Genomic DNA, 17606 nt, shown 5'->3' with positions numbered 1-17606 from the left:
CCCGGCCGCCGTGGTGCGCTGCCCGGCACGCCGACCCCGGTCGCGCCGGTCCGGGCACACCGAACGGTCCGCCCCCTCCGTTGCGGTGCGGAGGGGGCGGACCGGGGTCGCGCGCGCTGTTCCGTTGGTCCGGCACACTTGCCTGTCTGCGTCCACTCCCTTCCGCGATCCGTGGCTGTCCGGGCGGGACGATCAACCCTGGGGAGATGATCAACTACTCCTGCGCGCCGACCGGCTTTCCGTCGGGGGCGACGGCGTACCACGTGCCGCCCACGCCCTGACCGTTGGTGTCACCGGGAGCCTTGTCCCCGGAGAAGGTGTAGATGGGCCAGCAGTTGACCGTCATCTGCTTGATGCCGTCGGGGCGGGTGAAGGGCATGAGGCCCTTCTTCTTGACGCCCTTGGTGTCGTTCTCGGCAACCGGCGCGACGGCCGGCCACTTCTCCAGGCAGGCACCGGTGCAGGCCGACTTGGAGACGGGCCAGGCCTGGTCCTTCATGAAGCGGTAGACGGTCATGCCGTTCTTGTCGACGATGATGTCGCCGAGCTTCGGGTCCTTGTGGACGGAGAGGCCGGGCAGGTCGGCCAGGGTCGCCTTCTTGCCGTCGGGGGCGGAGGCGTACCAAGTGCCTCCGACGGCCTGGCCGTTGGTGTCGCCGGCTTTGGTGTCCTTTGCATAGCGGTACATCGGCCAGCCGCCGATGGTCAGCTGCTTCGTGCCGTCCGAGCGGGTCACCTCGCCGAGCAGGGCCTTGTCCACGCCGGTCGCCGCCTCGGCGCCCTCGGCGGGAACGGGCGGCCATGCCTTCGCACAGTCGCCGTCACAGCTCGACTTGGGCGGCTCGGCCGTGTCCTTGTCGAAGCGGTACAGGGTGAAGCCGGCGCTGTCGGTGAGCACCTTGCCCAGCTTCGTGCTTTCGGTGACATCGAGCTGACCTGCGGATTCCGCCTGGGCCGCGGCACTCTGCTGGTCCTTGGAATCGGCGCCGTAGCCATTGCCGACGGTGGTGCCGGTCCCGTAATCACCCGCGGCGGCGGTCGCACCCACGTTCTGGCTGCCCGTCGACTGGGCGCCCTGATCCTGACCGCACGCCGTCGTGAGCGCCAGCACGGCCGCAGCTGTCGCTACGAGCGAGGCGCTCCGCCAGGAGGTCTTCATTGGTAACTCCCGCTGTTCGCATAAGTGTTGCAGCGCCCTGCTGCGCCGCGCATGGCCCTAGGTACGGGCGGGGGTGGCGGGAGTGTTCAACCGGCTCACAAAATTCTTTCCGGAACCTGTGACGCGGTGTGCGCCCCGGCGCGCGAGCGCGCACGTCACCGGCGCGCTCGGCCCGCGTTCCGCCGCAGGCGCGCGGACCCACAGCGCGCGCCCCGCCCGCGCCGCCCTGGCGCACGTGTACGGACCTGTCCGGCCCGCCCCCTGCCTGCCGTCAAACCGCGACGGGGCAGGCGTCCCCCCTTCGGGGCATTCCCCCGGCACTCCGGCGTGGCCGGGCCGCGATCGCTCCATGATCTCGGTCGTGCATGGACCTCCGCGGACCCGATCCGCCCTCGTCATACGGGTGCTGACGCTGCTGACGCTCACCTGGATCCTCGCCGGGGCGCCGAGCGGCACGGCCTCGGCCGACGCCTGTGCGTACGCCTCGACCGGCCCGGACGGCACCACGGCGGTGGCCGCCGCGGGAAGCGGCGCGGTGGCCGTGGCCGGGGACACCGCCTGGTGCCCGACCCCCACGCCGACGCCGCCCTGCCCGCCCACACCGACTCCGACCCCCACACCGAAGCCCACCCCGCCCCCGAAACCGACGCCTCCGCCGAAGCCGGCGCCTCCTCGTCCCCCGAAGCCCGACCCGCCGCCTCCGCCGCCCCCGCCTCCTCCGGCGCCCGAGCCACGGCCCGTCGTACGACGGGCCGCTCCCCCGCCGGCGCCGAAGCCGCCGCCCGAGCGCCCCAAGCCGTCGCCGACGCCGGTGAGTTATCCGGCGTACCACGCCGCGCCGCACAAGCACCCACCGCGCAGCGGGCCGTCGCTCGTCTCGCTCACCCTGCTCATCACCGCGCCCGCGGTGCTCGCCGTCGCGGCGCTGCGCCCGCGCTGACCCCCAGGAGGCAACCTTGTCGGATTGGCTTGTTCTCGCCCTCGCGATGGCGGCCGCGTGCGTCGTCGTACTCATCGTGGTCCTCGTACGCCACCGCAGGGCCCGCGAGGACGAAGATCCGTCCGAGACCCCGGACGTCATCGAGTACATGACGATGATGATCGGCGTGGTGTACGCCATCGTTCTCGGGCTGGCCATCGCGGGTGTCTGGGAGGCCCGGGGCGCCGCACAGGACCATGTGCAGGCGGAGGCCCAGGCCCTGCACGAGATCTCGGAGCGGGTCCGCGTCTACCCGCCCGAGGTGCGCGACCGCGTCCGTGACGACGTCAACGCCTATGCCGGCCACGTCGTCACGACCGAGTGGAAGGCGATGGAGAAGGGCCGGATGACCGCCGAGGGCGCCCGGCTCCTCGACCGCATCCGCCAGGACGTCACCGACTACGAGCCGAAGTCGGACTTCGAGGCACAGGCCTACCAGCCGCTCGTCGACCAGGTGACGGCGGCGGACGCCGCGCGCAGCGCCCGCGCCGACTCGACCGGGGCGACCATGCCGGGCGTGGTGTGGTTCGGGCTGATCACCGGCGCCGTGGTGACCGTCGGGATGGTGTTCGCGCTGCAGATCCGGCGCACCGCCCGGGAGCTGATCCTCGCCGGGCTGTTCTCCGCGCTGATCGCGTTCCTGCTCTTCCTGATCTGGGACTTCGACGCGCCCTACAGCAGGGGGATCGCCGCCTCGGCGGAGCCGTTCACCGCGCTGTTCCCGCACCTGACCGGGTGACGGGACCCCGATGACCACCACGCGGCCGGGGGCCGGGAGCCACGCCGCTCCCGTCCCCCGGCCGTACGTACGCCATCCCCCGTACGGCCCACACGACTGACCCGTTCGCGCGACTGCGATCGCGCCCGCGCGCACCCTTTCCTAGCGTTTCGTCCCGTCGAGGCGCATCTCCGACGCGAGCGGAACGGTCCGCAGCGAGGCTCCTCGGGACCCGGAGGCTTCCCCATGCACGCGATACGCGTCGCGTCGGCCGCACTGCTCGTCGTGACCTTCCTGGCCTGCGCGGCACCCGCCGCGCTCGCCGACGACGGCAGCGGCTCGGACATCACGCCGTTCGGCTTCGCCGTCCAGCCCTCGACGGTCGTCGCGGGCGGCCAGGTCTCGCTCCAGCTGAAGCGGGACAGCGGCGGCTGCAGCGGCGCGGCCACCGTCTCCTCGGGCGTCTTCGACACCGTCAGCATCCCCGCGGCGCAGTCCTCCGCCACCGTCGTGGTCGACCGGAACGCCAAGCCGGGTGCCGTGTACGAGGTGACGTTCTCCTGCGGCGGCACGACCGGTCACACGGATCTCGCCATCGCGGGCGGCGGTTCGGCCGACGTGACGACCGTCCCCGCGCAGCAGGGTGTCGACGCCGGTGTCGGCGGCAGCAGCGACGGCTTCGACCTCCGGAAGATCGGTCTGGGAGCGGCTCTCGTCACCGGTTCCATCGGCGCCGCGTGGTACGTGGCGCGCCGCCGCGCCACGCCCGACGACTCATGACGGGCTCCGAGGGCCCCACGGCCGGAGCGGCACGACCCTCCGCCCCGGCCGCCCTGTCGGGGGCATCCGGGGCGGAGGGCTGTCACATGCGGTCTCCGCGCGGGCCGACGGGTCCCGGAGGAGCACGGACGGTCTCCGAAGGGGGACGGGACCGGTTCTCTTCCGGGGGACGCCGGTCAGATCTTCTTCTCGGACCTGCGGCGCAGCCAGAAGACGCCGCCGCCGATCACCGCCGAGGCCACCAGAGCGCCGCCGATCGCCATGTCGGCGGGCGCCGCACCGGTGGTGCTGCCACCGAGGCCACCGCGCACACCGCCGATGACGGTGTAGGCGTTCGGGCGGGTCAGTGCGCCCACACCGACGCAGTTGACGGTGATGTCGTACGGGCCGGGGCGCGCGTCACGGTTCACGGTCGCCGTTCCGCTCGCCGTGTCGTTGTTGCCGGGGACCCGGGCGAGGGTGGCGCGCCCGAATCCGGGCGAGGTCATGGTGCCGCCGTTGCGGCATCCGTCGACCGTCACCGTCAGCCGGCCCCCGGCTGCGATGACGTTGGGCTGGGCGACGATGTTCCGCGAGCCGCCCCCGTGGTTGTTGCCGAACCCGTTGTTGTTCCCGAAACCGTGGTTGTTGCCGAACCCGTTGTTGTTCCCGAAACCGTTGTTGCCACCGTGGTTGTTGTTGAAGCCGTTGTTGAACCCGTTGTTGAACCCGTTGTTGAAGCCGTTGTTGTAGCCGTTGTTGAACCCGTAGTTGCCGAATCCGTTGTTGTACCCCGGCACGAAGCCGTTGCCCGGCACCACACCGGTGCCTGGCACGACGCCCACGATGGTGCCGTTCTGGGTGCCCGTGCCGCCGCCCACAATGGTGCCGTTCTGAGTGCCCGTGCCGCCGCCCATACCGTCGGCGAGAGCCGCCGGGGCGACTGTCCCGAGGAGTGCGGCCGCGGCGGCCGAGGCCGCCAGGGCGCGTGCGTTGCGCATGTGATCCTCCGCGGAAGACGCCCCGGGAACCGTCCCCGGTGGATCGGCGAGACAGCGCCTCCCAGACCGACCTTCAGATGCCGGGCACGGGCCCGCATTTCGAGAATGGTCCGTCCTGGTGAGAGGACACGCCGAAGGAATTCCACACAATCGGATATTGCCGCAGGTCACGGACCGTCAGAAAATTCCTGGTCCCGGGGACTCGGATGGCTCACGACCGATGTACTCCGCCACCCGTTCGCCCGCGTCCCGTCGCCGGACGGCCGTGCTGGAATTAGCGTTCTCATATGCTCGACGGACGTGGCGACGGCCATGTCGAGAGGGGATGACGAATGCTTGCGTCCGAACTGGCCGAAGAGGAGGAGAGGCGGAGGAAGCGCGCCCCTTGGGGCGTCATAGCGCTTGTTCTGCTGACCGGCCTCGCACTCATTCGAAATGGCTCCGGTGAGTTCGACGTGGGTCCTCCGCAGCCCGCTTCGGCGGCCGCGGCGGACAGTCGCACCTCGGCCGGCACCTTCTCGAACGGGCCGTCCGGTCTGCCGTTCTCCTCGGTGCAGCGGGTGAAGATCCCGGCGATCCAGGTCGACGCCCCGGCCGTGCCGGTGGGCCTGGACATCGGCGGCTGGGTCGACGCGCCGCCCCCGGACGACCCCAACCTGGCCGGCTGGTTCACCGGCGCGGTCTCGCCCGGCGAGAAGGGCACGTCGGTCATCGTCGGCCACGTGGACAACACGCAGGGCCCCGCGGTCTTCTACGGACTGGGGGCGCTCAAGAAGGGCAACAGGATCGAGGTCCTGCGCGAGGACCGGAAGACGGCCGTGTTCGAGGTGTACGGCGTCGACGTGTTCGAGAAGAGCAATTTCCCCGGAGACCGTGTGTACGGCAGCAAGGGCACCCCGGAATTGCGGGTCATCACCTGCGGCGGCGGTTTCTCCAAGCAGCACGGTTACGACGGGAATGTCGTGGTGTTCGCCCGCCTGGTCGAGGTTCGCTGAGCGTTCCCGGCCGGGCGGGCGAATGCCCGCATGCCGTCCCTACACGAATTTCCGGTGCGGCACGGTGATGTGGTAGCCGGAGTCCAGCAATTTTGGAAGGTATTCGCGCAGCGCCCGCACGCTCTGCGAACGGTCACCGCCCGCGTCGTGCGAGAGGATCACGACGCCCGGGGCGGCGCCCTCCTCGACCCGGTCGACGATGGTGCGGGTGCCGGGGGTCGTCCAGTCCAGCGAGTCGACCGTCCAGGCCAGCGGCTCCATGCCGAGTTCGGCGCCGATCTTGAAGATGTTCCGGTTCCATGCGCCGTACGGTGCGCGGAACCAGGCGGGCGGCTCTCCGTAGGCGTCGTCGATGACCTCGCAGGTGCGCTCGATCTCGCGGCGGATCGCGGAACGCGAGAGCTCGGTCAGCTGCGGGTGGGTCCAGGTGTGGTTGCCGACGATGTGGCCGTCGTCGGCCATCTCGCGCAGCAGGTCCTTGTTGTCGACGGCCATCTCGCCGCACACGAAGAACATGGCCCGCACGTCGTACTCGCGCAGGGTGCTCAGGATGTGCGGGGTGTACCGCGGGTCGGGACCGTCGTCGAAGGTCAGCACCATGCGGCGGCCGCTTCCGGACATCTGCAGGATCGGCTCGCGGCGGACGGCGGTCTTCACCGGCCTGTGCCGCGGCGGTCCGTATCCCGCCATCGGCTGCAGGCGGAAGGCGGAGGGCTTGAGCGCCGTGCGCAACTGCGGGCCCTGGCCCGGCGGGACACTCGCCGGCCGCGCGGCCGGCTCGGCCGTCAGGACTCGGGCCGTGCCCGCCGCCCCGGCCGCACCCAGGACGGCACCACCGGCGATCAACATCCGGCGCCGGGTGAACAGCTGATCCTTTTTCATGACTCATGAGTCACCCCGTGGAGGGGCGGCGCGGCTGAGCAACACCGGCGCGGACCCACGAAAACACCCGATGGGACTAGGGGGTTGCCGTTCAGCGGCGGCGCACCAGCGGGAACGGCAGTGTCTCGCGGATCGTCAGCCCGGTCAGGAACATCACGAGCCGGTCGACTCCGATGCCGAGACCCCCGGTGGGCGGCATCGCGTACTCCAGGGCGTCCAGGAAGTCCTCGTCCAGTTCCATGGCCTCCGGGTCTCCCCCGGCGGCGAGCAGGGACTGCTCGGTCAGCCTCCGGCGCTGTTCCACGGGGTCGGTCAACTCGGAGTAGGCGGTGCCCAGTTCGGTGCCGAAGGCGACGAGGTCCCAGCGTTCGGCCAGGCGCGGGTCGACGCGGTGCTGCCGGGTCAGCGGGGAGACCTCGGTCGGGAAGTCCTTGTAGAAGGTGGGCAGCCCGGTCCGCTCCTCGACCAGCCGTTCGTACATCTCCAGCACGACGTCGCCGCGCGAGTCCTTCGGCCCGTACGGCACATCGGCACGGTCGCACAGCCGCACCAGCGTCTCCAGCGGCGTGTCGGCGTCGACCTGCTCCCCCAGCGCCTCCGACAGGGCGCCGTACACCGTCTTGACGGGCCAGGGCCCGGAGATGTCGTACTCGGTGCCGTCCTTGCGTGCGACGGGCGTGCCGAAGGCGGCGGTGGCCGCGTGCTGGATCAGCTCGCGGGCGAGGTCGAGCATGACGTCGTAGTCGGCGAACGCCTGGTAGGCCTCCAGCATCGTGAACTCGGGGTTGTGCTTGTAGGAGACGCCCTCGTTGCGGAAGGTGCGGCCCAGCTCGAAGACCTTCTCCAGGCCGCCGACGCACAGCCGCTTCAGATACAGCTCGGGCGCGATGCGCAGATACAGGTCGAGGTCGTAGGCATTGATGTGGGTGGTGAAGGGCCGGGCGTTGGCGCCGCCGTGGATCTGCTGGAGCATCGGCGTCTCGACCTCCAGGTAGCCGCGGTCGAGCAGGCCCTGCCGCAGTGCCTGTACGGCCGTGGAGCGGGCCCGCACGACGGAGCGGGCGTCCGGGCTGGACACCAGGTCGAGGTAGCGGCGGCGGACCTTCGCCTCGGGGTCGGCGAGTCCCCGGCGCTTGTCCGGCAGCGGGCGCAGGCACTTGCCGGTGAGCTGCCAGGAGGTGGCGAAGACGGTCCGCTCTCCGTGGTCGCTGGCGCCGGCGAGACCGCTCGCGGTGATGTGGTCGCCGATGTCGACGTCCTTGCGGAACCGGTCGAGCGCGGCGCCCGACTCCGCCCGGGTGAGGGCGATCTGCAGGTCTCCGGACCAGTCGCGCAGCACGGCGAACAGGATGCCGCCGAAGTCGCGTACGAGGATCACACGGCCGGCGACCGTGACATCGGCGCCCTGCGGGACGTCGGCGAGGGTGTGGGTGCGGGGCGGGACGTCCACCGGGTAGGGGTCCGTGCCCTCGGCGCGGAGCCGGTCGAGGGTGCGGTGGCGGATCCGGACCTGCTCGGGCAGGCCCTGGTGCGGCTCCGCCGTCCCGGTTTCCTCCGTACCGCCCGCCCCGGGGGCCGACGGTGCGGGCAGGCCCTCGGCGGTGGCGGGTCCGGGTGCGCCGCGGGTGTGCCCGTTGCCCCAGAGCTTGCGCAGCGACGGCACGGAGACGAAGCCCTCGGCGATGCCGGAGGCGAGGCCGATCCGCGCGAGGGCGCCGGTCTCGCCGTAGCAGATGAAGCGGGGGTACCACTGCGGGTGGTACTTGGCGTTGGAGCGGTACAGGGCCTCCAGTTGCCACCACCGGGAGAAGAACAGCAGCAGCCGGCGCCAGAGCCTGAGCACCGGTCCCGCACCGATGCGGGCGCCCTCCTCGAACACCGAGCGGAACGCGGCGAAGTTGAGCGAGATCCGCCGTACACCGAACTTTCCGGCCACCGCGCACAGTTCGGCGACCATGAACTCCATGACGCCGTTGGGTGCGCTGCGGTCGCGGCGCATCAGGTCCAGGGAGATGCCGTCCGGTCCCCAGGGCACGAAGGAGAGCAGCGCGAGGAGCCGGCCGTCGGCGCCCAGCGCCTCGACGAGCAGGCAGTCGCCGTCGGCGGGGTCGCCGAGCCGGTCCAGGGCCATCGAGAAGCCGCGTTCGGTCTCCGTGTCGCGCCAGGCGTCCGCCTTGTCGACGACCTGTCTCATCTCCTGGTCGGTGAGGGTGGAGTGACGGCGTACGCGGCAGGTGGCGCCGGCGCGCCTGACCCTGTTGACCGCCTGGCGCGTGACCCGCATCTCCCGGCCGCCGAGGTCGAAGTCGCCGACGTGCAGGATCGCCTCGTCGCCGAGTTGCAGGGCGCCGAGGCCGCATCGGGCGTACGCCTTGGCGCCCTCCTCGGAGGCGCCCATGACCGCGGGCGCCCAGGCGTAGCGGCGGGCCATGTCGAGCCAGGAGCCGATGGCGTGCGGCCAGGCCTCGCGGTCGCCGACGGGGTCGCCGCTGGCGAGGCAGACGCCGGCCTCGACGCGATAGGTGACGGCGGCCTTGCCGCTCGGGGAGAAGACGACCGCCTTGTCGCGGCGGGTGGCGAAGTAGCCGAGGGAGTCGTCGGCTCCGTAGGTGCGCAGCAGCGCCCGGATGCGGGACTCCTCGTCGCCGCGCAGCGCCGCTTCCAGGCGCTGGGAGCGGAAGAGGGTGGCGGCGGCGTTGAGGAGGGCGAGGGCGCCGAAGAGCCCGAGGAGGAAGAACAGCCAGCGGGGCGGACGTCCGTCGAACGACTGCCCGGAGACGAGTCCGCCGCAGACCCGGTTGGCCGCCCAGAGCAGTCGCTGCCCGTGCGGCAGGGTGCCGGGGAACAGTTCCACCAGGCCCCAGCCCACCAGGATCGACACGGCCAGCCCGGCCAGCAGGACGACGAGGGCCCGGCGCACGGCGCCGTGCCGGGAGTCGGCGTAGAACGCGCCGCGGGCCACGATCAGCAGCGCCAGCAGCAGCGCGCAGACGACGAGGGAGGGGACCGACTGCGCGAACAGGCCCGCCGCGACGCCCAGGATGTCGACCAGGACCAGCAGGCCCAGGTAGACCACCACCAGCCACCAGGCGATCTTCTTGCGGGCGGCGGTCGCCGCGGCCAGCAGGAAGAGGAAGACGGCGTACGCGAGGTTGGCGCTGACCGGCACGATCAGCAGGTCCAGGAAGCGCACCACCGGGCGCAGCAGCCTGCGCAGCGGCGCGAAGAGGGCGAGCAGGAGGCAGAGCAGTCCGAGGGCGCCGAAGAAGGTGGCGAAGCCCTCCGGGACCCTGTCGAGGAAGCCTGCCCCGGGCCGCCTCGCCGCGCCGGCCGAGTCCTTCGGCGGACGGGCGTCCACGGTGGCACTCATGGTTCCGACTGTAGGAAGACCGACGCACCCCCGCCCGTCGAGCTCCCGCGGCCCGCCCAGCGGGCGCCCTCACCCCACCGGACGCCGCGCCTTCGGGCGGTGTGCGTCCGCCGGGGGCGGCTCCCGGGCGCCCGGCGCGCCGGACCCCTCGCACGGCGGGCGGATTCCGCTCCGCCGGCCGGGCAGGATCCCCCGGTCCCGCAATGCCTCCGGACCTGCAGATTCCGATAGCCTCACAGCCGTGACGGAACAGCAGCACTCACCTCAGTCCGAGCCGCATCAGTTCGAGCGGGGCACGGACGGGCCGAAGGTCATCCTGGTCGGTGTGGACGGCTCCGACTCGTCGCTCCGCGCGGCGGCATATGCCGGAGGCCTGGCCAGACGGCAGCGCGCGCTGCTCGCGGTCGTCTACGTCCAGCCGGTGATGGCGGCGGGTGCGGCGCTCGGGGTGCCGGTCGCGGAGACGACCGACGAGATCGCCGAGGACCTGGTCAAGTACATCCGTGACGCGACCGAACGGGTCAAGGGGATATTCGAGGTGCGCTGGGAGTTCCACACCTTCCGCGGCGACCCCTACAACGGCCTGGTGAAGGCCGCGGACGAGCTGAAGGCGGACGCCGTGGTGGTCGGCGCGTCCGAGCAGGCGGGGCACCGGATCATCGGTTCGGTGGCGATCCGGCTGGTGAAGGCGGGCCGCTGGCCGGTCACGGTCGTCCCGTAGACCGGCCGACGGCGAACGGCGCCCCGGCCGCGCGGGATCACTGCGCCATGACCAGCCCGGCCTGGGCCGCGCCCCGGCTCAGGACGACGTCCCGGATCCGGTCACGCATGTCGCCGACGTCGGCGCCCTGCTGCAGGGCGGCGTTGAGGTCGACGACACGGCCGGCGTCGACGTCGAACGCCTGCGGGACGAACTCGGCCCTGGCCACCGGCCAGCGCTCGCCCTCGTGCGCCGGGGGCGCGAACGTGAACCGCGCGATCGTGCTCTCGTTGCCCCGAGCGTCCCGGACCCCCCGGTCGTCCGTCTCGCCGGAGATCTGGTCGCCCAGGCCGTAGACGACCCAGGTGCCGTCGACCTTCTCGTACGCCTGCGGGACGTGCGCGTGGGTGCCGAGGATCAGGTCGATGTCCGCCCGCCCGTCGGTGCGGGACGCCGTGAGCTGCTTGGCCAGCTTCAGTTGCTGCTCGTCCGGCGCGTCCTGCCACTCGGTGCCCCAGTGCAGGGACACCACGACCACGTCGGCGCCCGCCCTGCGGGCCACCCGGGCGTCCTCGACGATCTTGTCGCGGTCGAGGAGGTCGAGCGCCCAGGGCTGCCCCTCGGGAAGCGACCGGCCCTTCGGGCCGACGGTGTAGGCGAGGTGCGCGACCTGGGCGTCGCCGGCGCGCATCAGGGTCACGGCCTTCGCCTCCTCCTGCGTGCGGGCCGACCCCGCGTGCCGTACGCCGGCGCGGTCGAAGGCGTCCAGGGTCCGCCGGATGCCGTCGGCGCCGTCGTCCAGGCTGTGCTCCGAGGCGGTGGCGCAGCCGTCGTAGCCGGTCGCGGCCAGCGCGTCGGCCATCTGCGGCGGCGCCTTGAGGTCCGGGGAGCCGGACGCGTCGGCGTCCCCGCCGTAGACCGCGTTCATGTGGCAGATCGCCAGGTCGGCACCGGACACCGCGGGTCCGGCCCCCGCGAGCATGGGTCGGAAGTCGTATCCCAGGCCGCCCGCGTCGAACTGCGCGCGCTCGATGATCGAGGTGTCGGGCAGCATGTCCCCGGAGGCGACGAGGGTGAACCCGGTCCTGGGCCCGGGCGCCGCCGGATGCCCGGCCGACGACGCGGCAGGCTGTCCTGACGACTGCCGGGACGGGGAGGCCTCGGAGGCCTGGTGCCGGGCCTGGCAGCCCGCGAGTGCCGTGACGACCACGGCCGCGAGGGTCAGGGTGGTCCGTCGTGTGCGTGCGTTCATCGAATCGCCCCGATGTAGTCGGATTTCCTTATGAACAGATATGAATTGAGAAGAATCCACGTATGGGGGCCGCCGGGAGTCAAGGAGCAACGCACGCCGGTAGCCCGTCCGGCGCTCCGGGACGGGCCCGTCAGAGCGACGGGGCGCCGGGGAGGGCGCGTCGCACCCGGCCCGGACTCCGGCTCCGGCTCCAACCCCGGCGGGGGCTCCGGGCTACGGTTCGGCGAACGCGGCCCGGGCCCCAGCCCCGCGCGCCCGTTCGGAGAATGCGGCCCGGACCCCGCGCGCCCGTTCGGAGAATGCGGCCCGGACCCCGCGCGCCCGTTCGGAGAACGCCGCTCCGGACCCGGTTGACCGTTCGGCGCACCGTTCACCGACGGCTTCGACCGCCCACCGCACAACCGTGTGACCGGCCTGTCCGAGCGGCGCGCATCGCGCTGGCATACGGGCCATGACGGCCGGAACCACCACCATCACGCACGGGACGACCGCCGAGCACGAGCTGGCCGCGCTGCAGCGCGAGCACGGCCGGCCCCTCTTCGCCCTGCTGCTCCGCCTCTCCGACGGCGACCGGCAGCGAGCCGAGGATCTGCTGCAGGAGACGCTCGTGCGCGCCTGGCAGCATCCCGAGGCACTGCGCGCCGACGACTTCGACTCCGTACGCCCCTGGCTGCTCACCGTCGGACGGCGGCTCGCGATAGACGCGCGCCGGGCCCGTCAGGCGCGCCCCGCCGAGGTCGGCGACGCGGTGCTGGAGAGCGCGCGGGTCTGCGCCGATCACGCCGAACGGTCGGCGGCGATGCTCGACGTACGGGAGGCTGTGAAGACACTCACTCCCGAGCACCGTGAAGTCCTGGTGCTGGTGTACTTCCAGGGGGCGAGTGTGGCGGAGGCCGCCGCAGCGCTGGGGATCCCGCCCGGTACCGTGAAGTCCCGCGCGTACTACGCGCTGCGCGCCCTGCGCCGAGTCCTTCCGGGATACGCGGCCGACCTGCGGTGAAACCGTGGGCTGAGTCAAACCTCCGTAAAGCGCCTTGCTGAGGACCATGGTTGAGCAATCAGCTTGCCTCATCCGTGTTCCGGACTGGGGGCCCGGGTTCGGGCGACGCGCACGTACCGGAGGAAGGCAGGAAGGGATGCTGCACAGAGGTCAAGAGAGCACGGACGGCACCGGCGGTGGCGAACTCACCGTCCCCATGGCTTGGTTGTACGCCGAGTACATCGCCGACGAGCTGCTGCGGACCGGCGACCTGATGCCGCCCACGTCCTTCGAGTTCCGCGCCGGGCGCGACGCCCTGGCGCTGACCATCTACCTCGCCGACAGCGGGGACGAGCTCTCCGGCATCCGGGTCGTCACCCAGCTCGACACCTGGCTCTCGCTGACGGCGTACGACCAGCCGTGGCAGGACTGGGTGCGTGAGCACATGGCGCGGCGGACTGCCGAGGCGACCGCGTCCGGCGCTCCCGCCCCGGACCTGGAGCTGGCGGCGGCGGCCTGGCGCTGGCTGGAGGAGACCGAGCTGCTCGCGCCCGACCTGGACGCGGTGCCGGGGGGCGGTTCCGTGCCCGGTGAGGACGACGGCCCGAAGGTGTGGACGCCGGCCTGGCGGCTGGGGCTGCCGCTCGGGCATCTGGCGATCCACCTCTTCTGAGACGGCGCCGGAACACCGCCGAGGCGGCGGTGCCGCACGCGCGGGCAAAGTTTTTTCGGCTCGCACCAATCCGCGGGGCCCCCCGCTCCGAATGTCTTGTCCGCGATTCCGGACGAGTCTTGAATGATTCGCCGGTCCGGTGCGTATCGGTGGGCAACAGCAACACCACCCCCACCCCGCACCATGGCCACGAGGATTCGGTATTCGGTATGAGGTCCCTGGAACGGCATCGCGACGTCGGCGCCTACGCGCTCGGCGTGCTGGACGAGGCGGAGGCTTTCCGTTTCGAGGATCACCTCATGGAGTGCCCCCAGTGCTCGGCGCAGGTGAGTGAGTTCCGCCCCGCCACACGGCAGTTGATGCTGTACCGACGAGCCACTCCGCGCTCCGTGCATCCCTTCGCCGCCCCCGGGCCCCGGCTGCTCGACCGGCTGCTCGGCGAGGTGGCCGCCCGGAACCGCACCGGGCGCAGGCGCCGGCTGTACGCCGTGGCGGCCTCCGTGGTGCTCGCGGTGGGCGGTCCCGCGGTCGCGATCGTCAGCTCGCACGAGCCGCGTTCGGACCAGATCTCCGCGACGGACACGCGGACCGGGGTGTGGGCCCAGGTCACGACCCAGGACCGGGTGTGGGGCAGCGAGGTCGACGTCCAGGTCAAGGACAGCGGCGGGCCGCGGGCCTGTCAGCTGGTCGTCGTCGGCATGGACGGCTCCGAGCAGACGGTGACCAGTTGGATGGAGCCGCCGAACGACGGCAGGACCACCAGCATGCAGGGCGGTGCGGCGATGCGGCCCAAGGACATCCGCCAGTTCGAGGTGCGCACGACCGACGGCAAACACCTCGTGACCCTCAAGCCCCGCTGACCACGCCTGCGCTCGCCGGAGCCCCCGGCCTCCGGCCGGGAGACCCAGGCCCCCACGGGAGCCACCCGTGAGCGCCGCTATTTGAGCAGCCGCGACATCCGGCGGTCCGCCAGCGGCTTGCCGCCGGTCTGGCAGGTCGGGCAGTACTGGAGCGAGGAGTCGCTGAAGGACACCTCGCGGATCGTGTCTCCGCACACCGGGCAGGCCTCGCCCGCTCTGCCGTGCACCCGCAGCCCGCTCTTCTTCTCCGCCTTGAGGCGCCCGGCGGCCAGCCCGTGGGACCGCTCGACGGCCTCGGTGAGGGTGGAGCGCAGCGCCTCGTACAACCGTCCCGTCTCCTCGGGTGTCAGCGAGGAGGCGAGCTTGAAGGGCGACATCTTCGCGGCGTGCAGGATCTCGTCGCTGTACGCGTTCCCCACGCCGGCGATCAGGCTCTGGTCGCGCAGCGCCCCCTTGAGCCGGCGCCGCTCCCCCGACAGCAGTGCCGCGAGGCGGGCCGCGTCGAAGTCGTCGGCGAGCGGGTCGGGACCGAGCCGGGCCACGCCGGGGATCCTGGCCGGGTCGTCCACCACGTACACCGCGAGGCGCTTCTGGGTGCCCGCCTCGGTGAGGTCGAAGCCCTCGCCGGTCTCCAGCGCCACCCGCAGCGCCAGCGGGCCCTTCCCGGGGCGGGGCGGCCCGTCGGGCAGGGTGTCCTTCCAGCGCAGCCAGCCCGCGCGGGCCAGGTGCGTCACGAAGTGCAGGCCGTCCGCCTCGATGTCGAGGAACTTGCCGTACCGGCGCACGGCCGTGACCTCGCGTCCCTCGAAGGCCGTGACCGGCGGGTCGTACGTCTTCAGGACACTGATGGCGACGGGCAGCACCCGCACCACCTGGCGGCCGACGAGATGGTCGGTCAGGAAGTCCTTGAGCGCTTCGACCTCGGGCAGTTCCGGCATAGGTCCAGAGTGCCATCCGGCACCGACAACCCACCGGCGCACCGGGCGCACGCGGCGGGTCCCGGCCCGGTCCGGGTCGGGCCGGTCCCGTCCGGGGCGGTTCAGCACCGTCCGGGTCGGTCCGGCACCGTCCGGGGCGATTCGGTCCGGGGCGGTCCGGTGGGGGCGGTCCGGTCCGGGGCGGTTCCGGTCAGTCCCGCTCCGGGACGATGAACTCGCACCACACGCACTTGCCGCCACCGCGGGCCTCCACACCCCACACGTCGGTGAGGCGGTCGACGAGGAGGAGCCCGCGGCCGGAGACCCCGGACTCGCCGGCCTCCCGGCGGCGCGGCAGGGCGCTGGACACGTCCTCCACCTCGGCGCGCAGCCGGCGGTCGGACCCGGTGAGCACGCGCAGGGTGACGATCGCCGGGCCTTCGGTGTGCATGAGGGCGTTGGTGATCAGTTCGTCGGCGACCAGCTCGATCTCGTCGGCGCGCTCGCCCGCGCCCCAGGCACGGACCGCAGCGCGGATCATGTGGCGCGCCTCGGTGAGGGCCTCGGGGTCGCCCGGGGCCACGTGTTGCTGGAGCCGTCCGCCCGACCGCTGATCCGTGAGGCCGCGGCGGCGCAGGAGCAGCAGCGCGACGTCGTCGTCGCCGCCGCGGTCCTCCGCCACGTCGATCAGCCGGTCGGCGAGCTCGCTGACGTCGTCCGGGCCCGAGCAGATGAGCTCGCGCAGGGTGTGCATGCCGTCGTCGAGGTCGGTGCCGGGCTGCTCGACGAGGCCGTCGGTGCACAGCAGGAGGGTGTGTCCGGGGTCGAGCTCGATGCTGGTGACCGGGTATTCCAGCCGCCCGAACTCGGCGGACAGGCCGAGCGGCAGACCTCCTTCGACGCTCACCCTGCGGCAGGTGCCTTCGGTGTGCCGGACCAGCGCGTCGATGTGGCCGGCCCGGACCAGCTGGACCACCCCCGTGGACAGGTCCGCCTCGGCGTACAGGCAGGTCGCGAAGCGGTCGGTGTCGAGCTCGTGCAGGAAGACCGAGGCACGGGCCATCACGGTGGCCGGGGTGTGGCCCTCGGCGGCGTAGGCGCGCAGCACGATGCGCAGCTGGCCCATGACGGCGGCGGCGTGCGTGTCGTGGCCCTGGACGTCGCCGATGACGGCGCCGACGCGTCCGCCGGGCAGCGGGATCAGGTCGTACCAGTCGCCTCCGATGTCGCGTCCGAGGGAGGCGGAGCGGTAGCGGACGGCGACGTCGGCGCCGGGGACGCTGGGGATGGAGCGCGGCAGCATCGCCTGCTGGAGGCCCTGCGCGAGGTCCTTCTCCTGCTCGTAGAACATGGCGCGCTGCAGGCTCTGCGCGATGCTGCTGCCGAGCGCGACGAGGACGTTGCGGTCCTCGGCCGAGAAGCCGTGCCGGTCGTTGTAGAGCAGGCCCATCGCGCCGATCGGGCGGGCCTGGGCGATGAGCGGCAGATACGCGGCCGACGTGATCCCGAGGTCGGTGATGTGCGGCCACAGCAGCGGGTAGGACTCGGCGAAGTCCTCGGGCGAATCGATGAAACGCGGGGAGAGGGTCCGTACGACCTCGCTCATCGGGTACTGCTCGTCGATGCGGGTGACCAGGGTGCCGGGGACGAAGCTGCCCGCGGGCCCTTCGGCGACCAGCCGGATGCGGCCCGCCTCCACCAGCCCCATGACCAGGCTCGTCGCACCGAGGTGGGTGACGCCGTGGGAGTCCTTCAGTACGTCGATGACGTCCTGGACGGTGCGGGCGTGGGCGAGCGCGGCGGTGGTGATCTGCACGACGTTGGTCTGCTGCCGGCGGGCCTCGTCCTCGGCGGCCTGCTCACGGCGTGCAGCGCTCTCGCTCAGCTCCTCGGTGGCGTCGCGCACGATGCCGATGATCCGGCGTGGCCGTCCGGTCTCGTCGCGGCGGATGCAGCCCTGGGTGTGCGTCCAGCGCAGGGAGCCGTCGCGGCAGCGGATGCGGAAGTAGGCGCCGTAGTTCTCGCTGCCGTCCTTGAGGGCCTGGGACACCATGGTGTCGAGTCGGTACGACTCGGTGGCGGGCACGCGCACGGACAGGGTGGCGGGGTTGCCGTCGTACTCGCCCGGACGCATGTCGAAGACCGCGTGGGCCTGGGCGTCCATGTGCATCAGACCCGTGTCCAGGTCCCAGTCGAAGCTGCCCATGCGGTTGAGCGCCAGGATCGGATCCGGGTGGGCGGGCCAGTCGTCCGGGAGTGACAGGGCGCTCGCTCCCCGATGAACCATGGAGCCACCTTGTCAGGGTTTGCCCGATTGTTCGACTTCTGGGGAGCCCGTTTCCGGGCTCCCCGGGCCGAGCGG

Annotated in this window: 14 protein-coding genes and 1 pseudogene; 8 read left to right on the top strand and 7 right to left on the bottom strand. The window is 72.1% G+C overall.

The window, feature by feature from the left end:
* Positions 1 to 214: 214 nt before the first annotated feature.
* A complete protein-coding gene (locus ACSYGO_RS38715) occupies positions 215 to 1159 on the bottom strand; it encodes an SCO0930 family lipoprotein (protein WP_426676759.1) in 945 nt (314 codons plus the stop codon).
* A gap of 361 nt (positions 1160 to 1520) precedes the next feature.
* Between ACSYGO_RS38715 and ACSYGO_RS38710 the strand changes: the two genes are divergently transcribed.
* The 3 genes from ACSYGO_RS38710 to ACSYGO_RS38700 all read left to right on the top strand — a co-directional run bounded on the left by ACSYGO_RS38710 (position 1521) and on the right by ACSYGO_RS38700 (position 3636).
* On the top strand, positions 1521 to 2099 hold the full coding sequence (locus tag ACSYGO_RS38710; RefSeq protein WP_460389496.1) for a hypothetical protein: 579 nt from the start codon (positions 1521 to 1523) through the stop codon (positions 2097 to 2099).
* Between the two features lie 16 nt (positions 2100 to 2115).
* The gene (locus tag ACSYGO_RS38705; RefSeq protein ID WP_426676761.1) at positions 2116 to 2877 is read left to right on the top strand and encodes a bestrophin-like domain; all 762 of its coding nucleotides are present in this window, start codon (positions 2116 to 2118) and stop codon (positions 2875 to 2877) included.
* Between the two features lie 225 nt (positions 2878 to 3102).
* Positions 3103 to 3636 (top strand): hypothetical protein, encoded by a 534-nt coding sequence (locus ACSYGO_RS38700; protein WP_460389495.1) that lies wholly within the window; start codon positions 3103 to 3105, stop codon positions 3634 to 3636.
* A 176-nt stretch (positions 3637 to 3812) separates the two neighbouring features.
* Here ACSYGO_RS38700 and ACSYGO_RS38695 read toward each other — a convergent pair.
* Positions 3813 to 4205, bottom strand: a pseudogene (locus ACSYGO_RS38695) (hypothetical protein); the annotation flags it as partial.
* Positions 4206 to 4948: 743 nt separating this feature from the next.
* Between ACSYGO_RS38695 and ACSYGO_RS38690 the strand changes: the two are divergent.
* Positions 4949 to 5611 (top strand): class F sortase, encoded by a 663-nt coding sequence (locus ACSYGO_RS38690; RefSeq protein WP_426676763.1) that lies wholly within the window; start codon positions 4949 to 4951, stop codon positions 5609 to 5611.
* A gap of 39 nt (positions 5612 to 5650) precedes the next feature.
* Here the strand turns inward: ACSYGO_RS38690 and ACSYGO_RS38685 are convergent, their stop codons facing one another.
* On the bottom strand, positions 5651 to 6493 hold the full coding sequence (locus ACSYGO_RS38685; protein WP_426676764.1) for a polysaccharide deacetylase family protein: 843 nt from the start codon (positions 6491 to 6493) through the stop codon (positions 5651 to 5653).
* A 91-nt stretch (positions 6494 to 6584) separates the two neighbouring features.
* Positions 6585 to 9863 carry a bifunctional lysylphosphatidylglycerol synthetase/lysine--tRNA ligase LysX gene (gene lysX, locus ACSYGO_RS38680; protein WP_432174012.1) on the bottom strand — a complete coding sequence of 1093 codons (3279 nt, stop codon included), beginning with the start codon at positions 9861 to 9863 and terminating at the stop codon, positions 6585 to 6587.
* Positions 9864 to 10104: 241 nt separating this feature from the next.
* Between lysX and ACSYGO_RS38675 the strand changes: the two genes are divergently transcribed.
* On the top strand, positions 10105 to 10584 hold the full coding sequence (locus ACSYGO_RS38675) for a universal stress protein (protein WP_095938018.1): 480 nt from the start codon (positions 10105 to 10107) through the stop codon (positions 10582 to 10584).
* A 37-nt stretch (positions 10585 to 10621) separates the two neighbouring features.
* Here ACSYGO_RS38675 and ACSYGO_RS38670 read toward each other — a convergent pair whose 3' ends face one another.
* Positions 10622 to 11815, bottom strand: coding sequence for a CapA family protein (locus ACSYGO_RS38670; protein WP_460389494.1), 1194 nt, complete (start codon positions 11813 to 11815; stop codon positions 10622 to 10624).
* A gap of 451 nt (positions 11816 to 12266) precedes the next feature.
* On the opposite strand from ACSYGO_RS38670, the gene ACSYGO_RS38665 reads away from it, so the two are divergent.
* From ACSYGO_RS38665 to ACSYGO_RS38655, 3 genes are all read left to right on the top strand, one after another.
* Positions 12267 to 12815: a sigma-70 family RNA polymerase sigma factor gene (locus tag ACSYGO_RS38665; RefSeq protein WP_095938016.1), complete on the top strand. Its 549-nt coding sequence runs from the start codon at positions 12267 to 12269 to the stop codon at positions 12813 to 12815.
* Between the two features lie 136 nt (positions 12816 to 12951).
* Positions 12952 to 13467, top strand: coding sequence for a hypothetical protein (locus ACSYGO_RS38660; protein ID WP_028798764.1), 516 nt, complete (start codon positions 12952 to 12954; stop codon positions 13465 to 13467).
* A 209-nt stretch (positions 13468 to 13676) separates the two neighbouring features.
* Complete coding sequence (locus tag ACSYGO_RS38655) at positions 13677 to 14327, top strand: zf-HC2 domain-containing protein (RefSeq protein WP_426676767.1); 651 nt, start codon at positions 13677 to 13679, stop codon at positions 14325 to 14327.
* 77 nt (positions 14328 to 14404) lie between these two features.
* Here the strand turns inward: ACSYGO_RS38655 and ACSYGO_RS38650 are convergent, their stop codons facing one another.
* Entirely contained in the window at positions 14405 to 15265 is an 861-nt protein-coding gene (locus ACSYGO_RS38650) for an Fpg/Nei family DNA glycosylase (RefSeq protein WP_426676768.1), read from the bottom strand.
* Between the two features lie 190 nt (positions 15266 to 15455).
* Positions 15456 to 17531 carry a SpoIIE family protein phosphatase gene (locus ACSYGO_RS38645; protein WP_426676769.1) on the bottom strand — a complete coding sequence of 692 codons (2076 nt, stop codon included), beginning with the start codon at positions 17529 to 17531 and terminating at the stop codon, positions 15456 to 15458.
* Between the last annotated feature and the right edge of the window lie 75 nt (positions 17532 to 17606).

It is taken from the genome of Streptomyces krungchingensis (assembly GCF_054729265.1).
The sequence above is the reverse complement of the archived record's forward strand: the minus strand, read 5'-3'. Positions and strand labels throughout refer to the sequence as shown.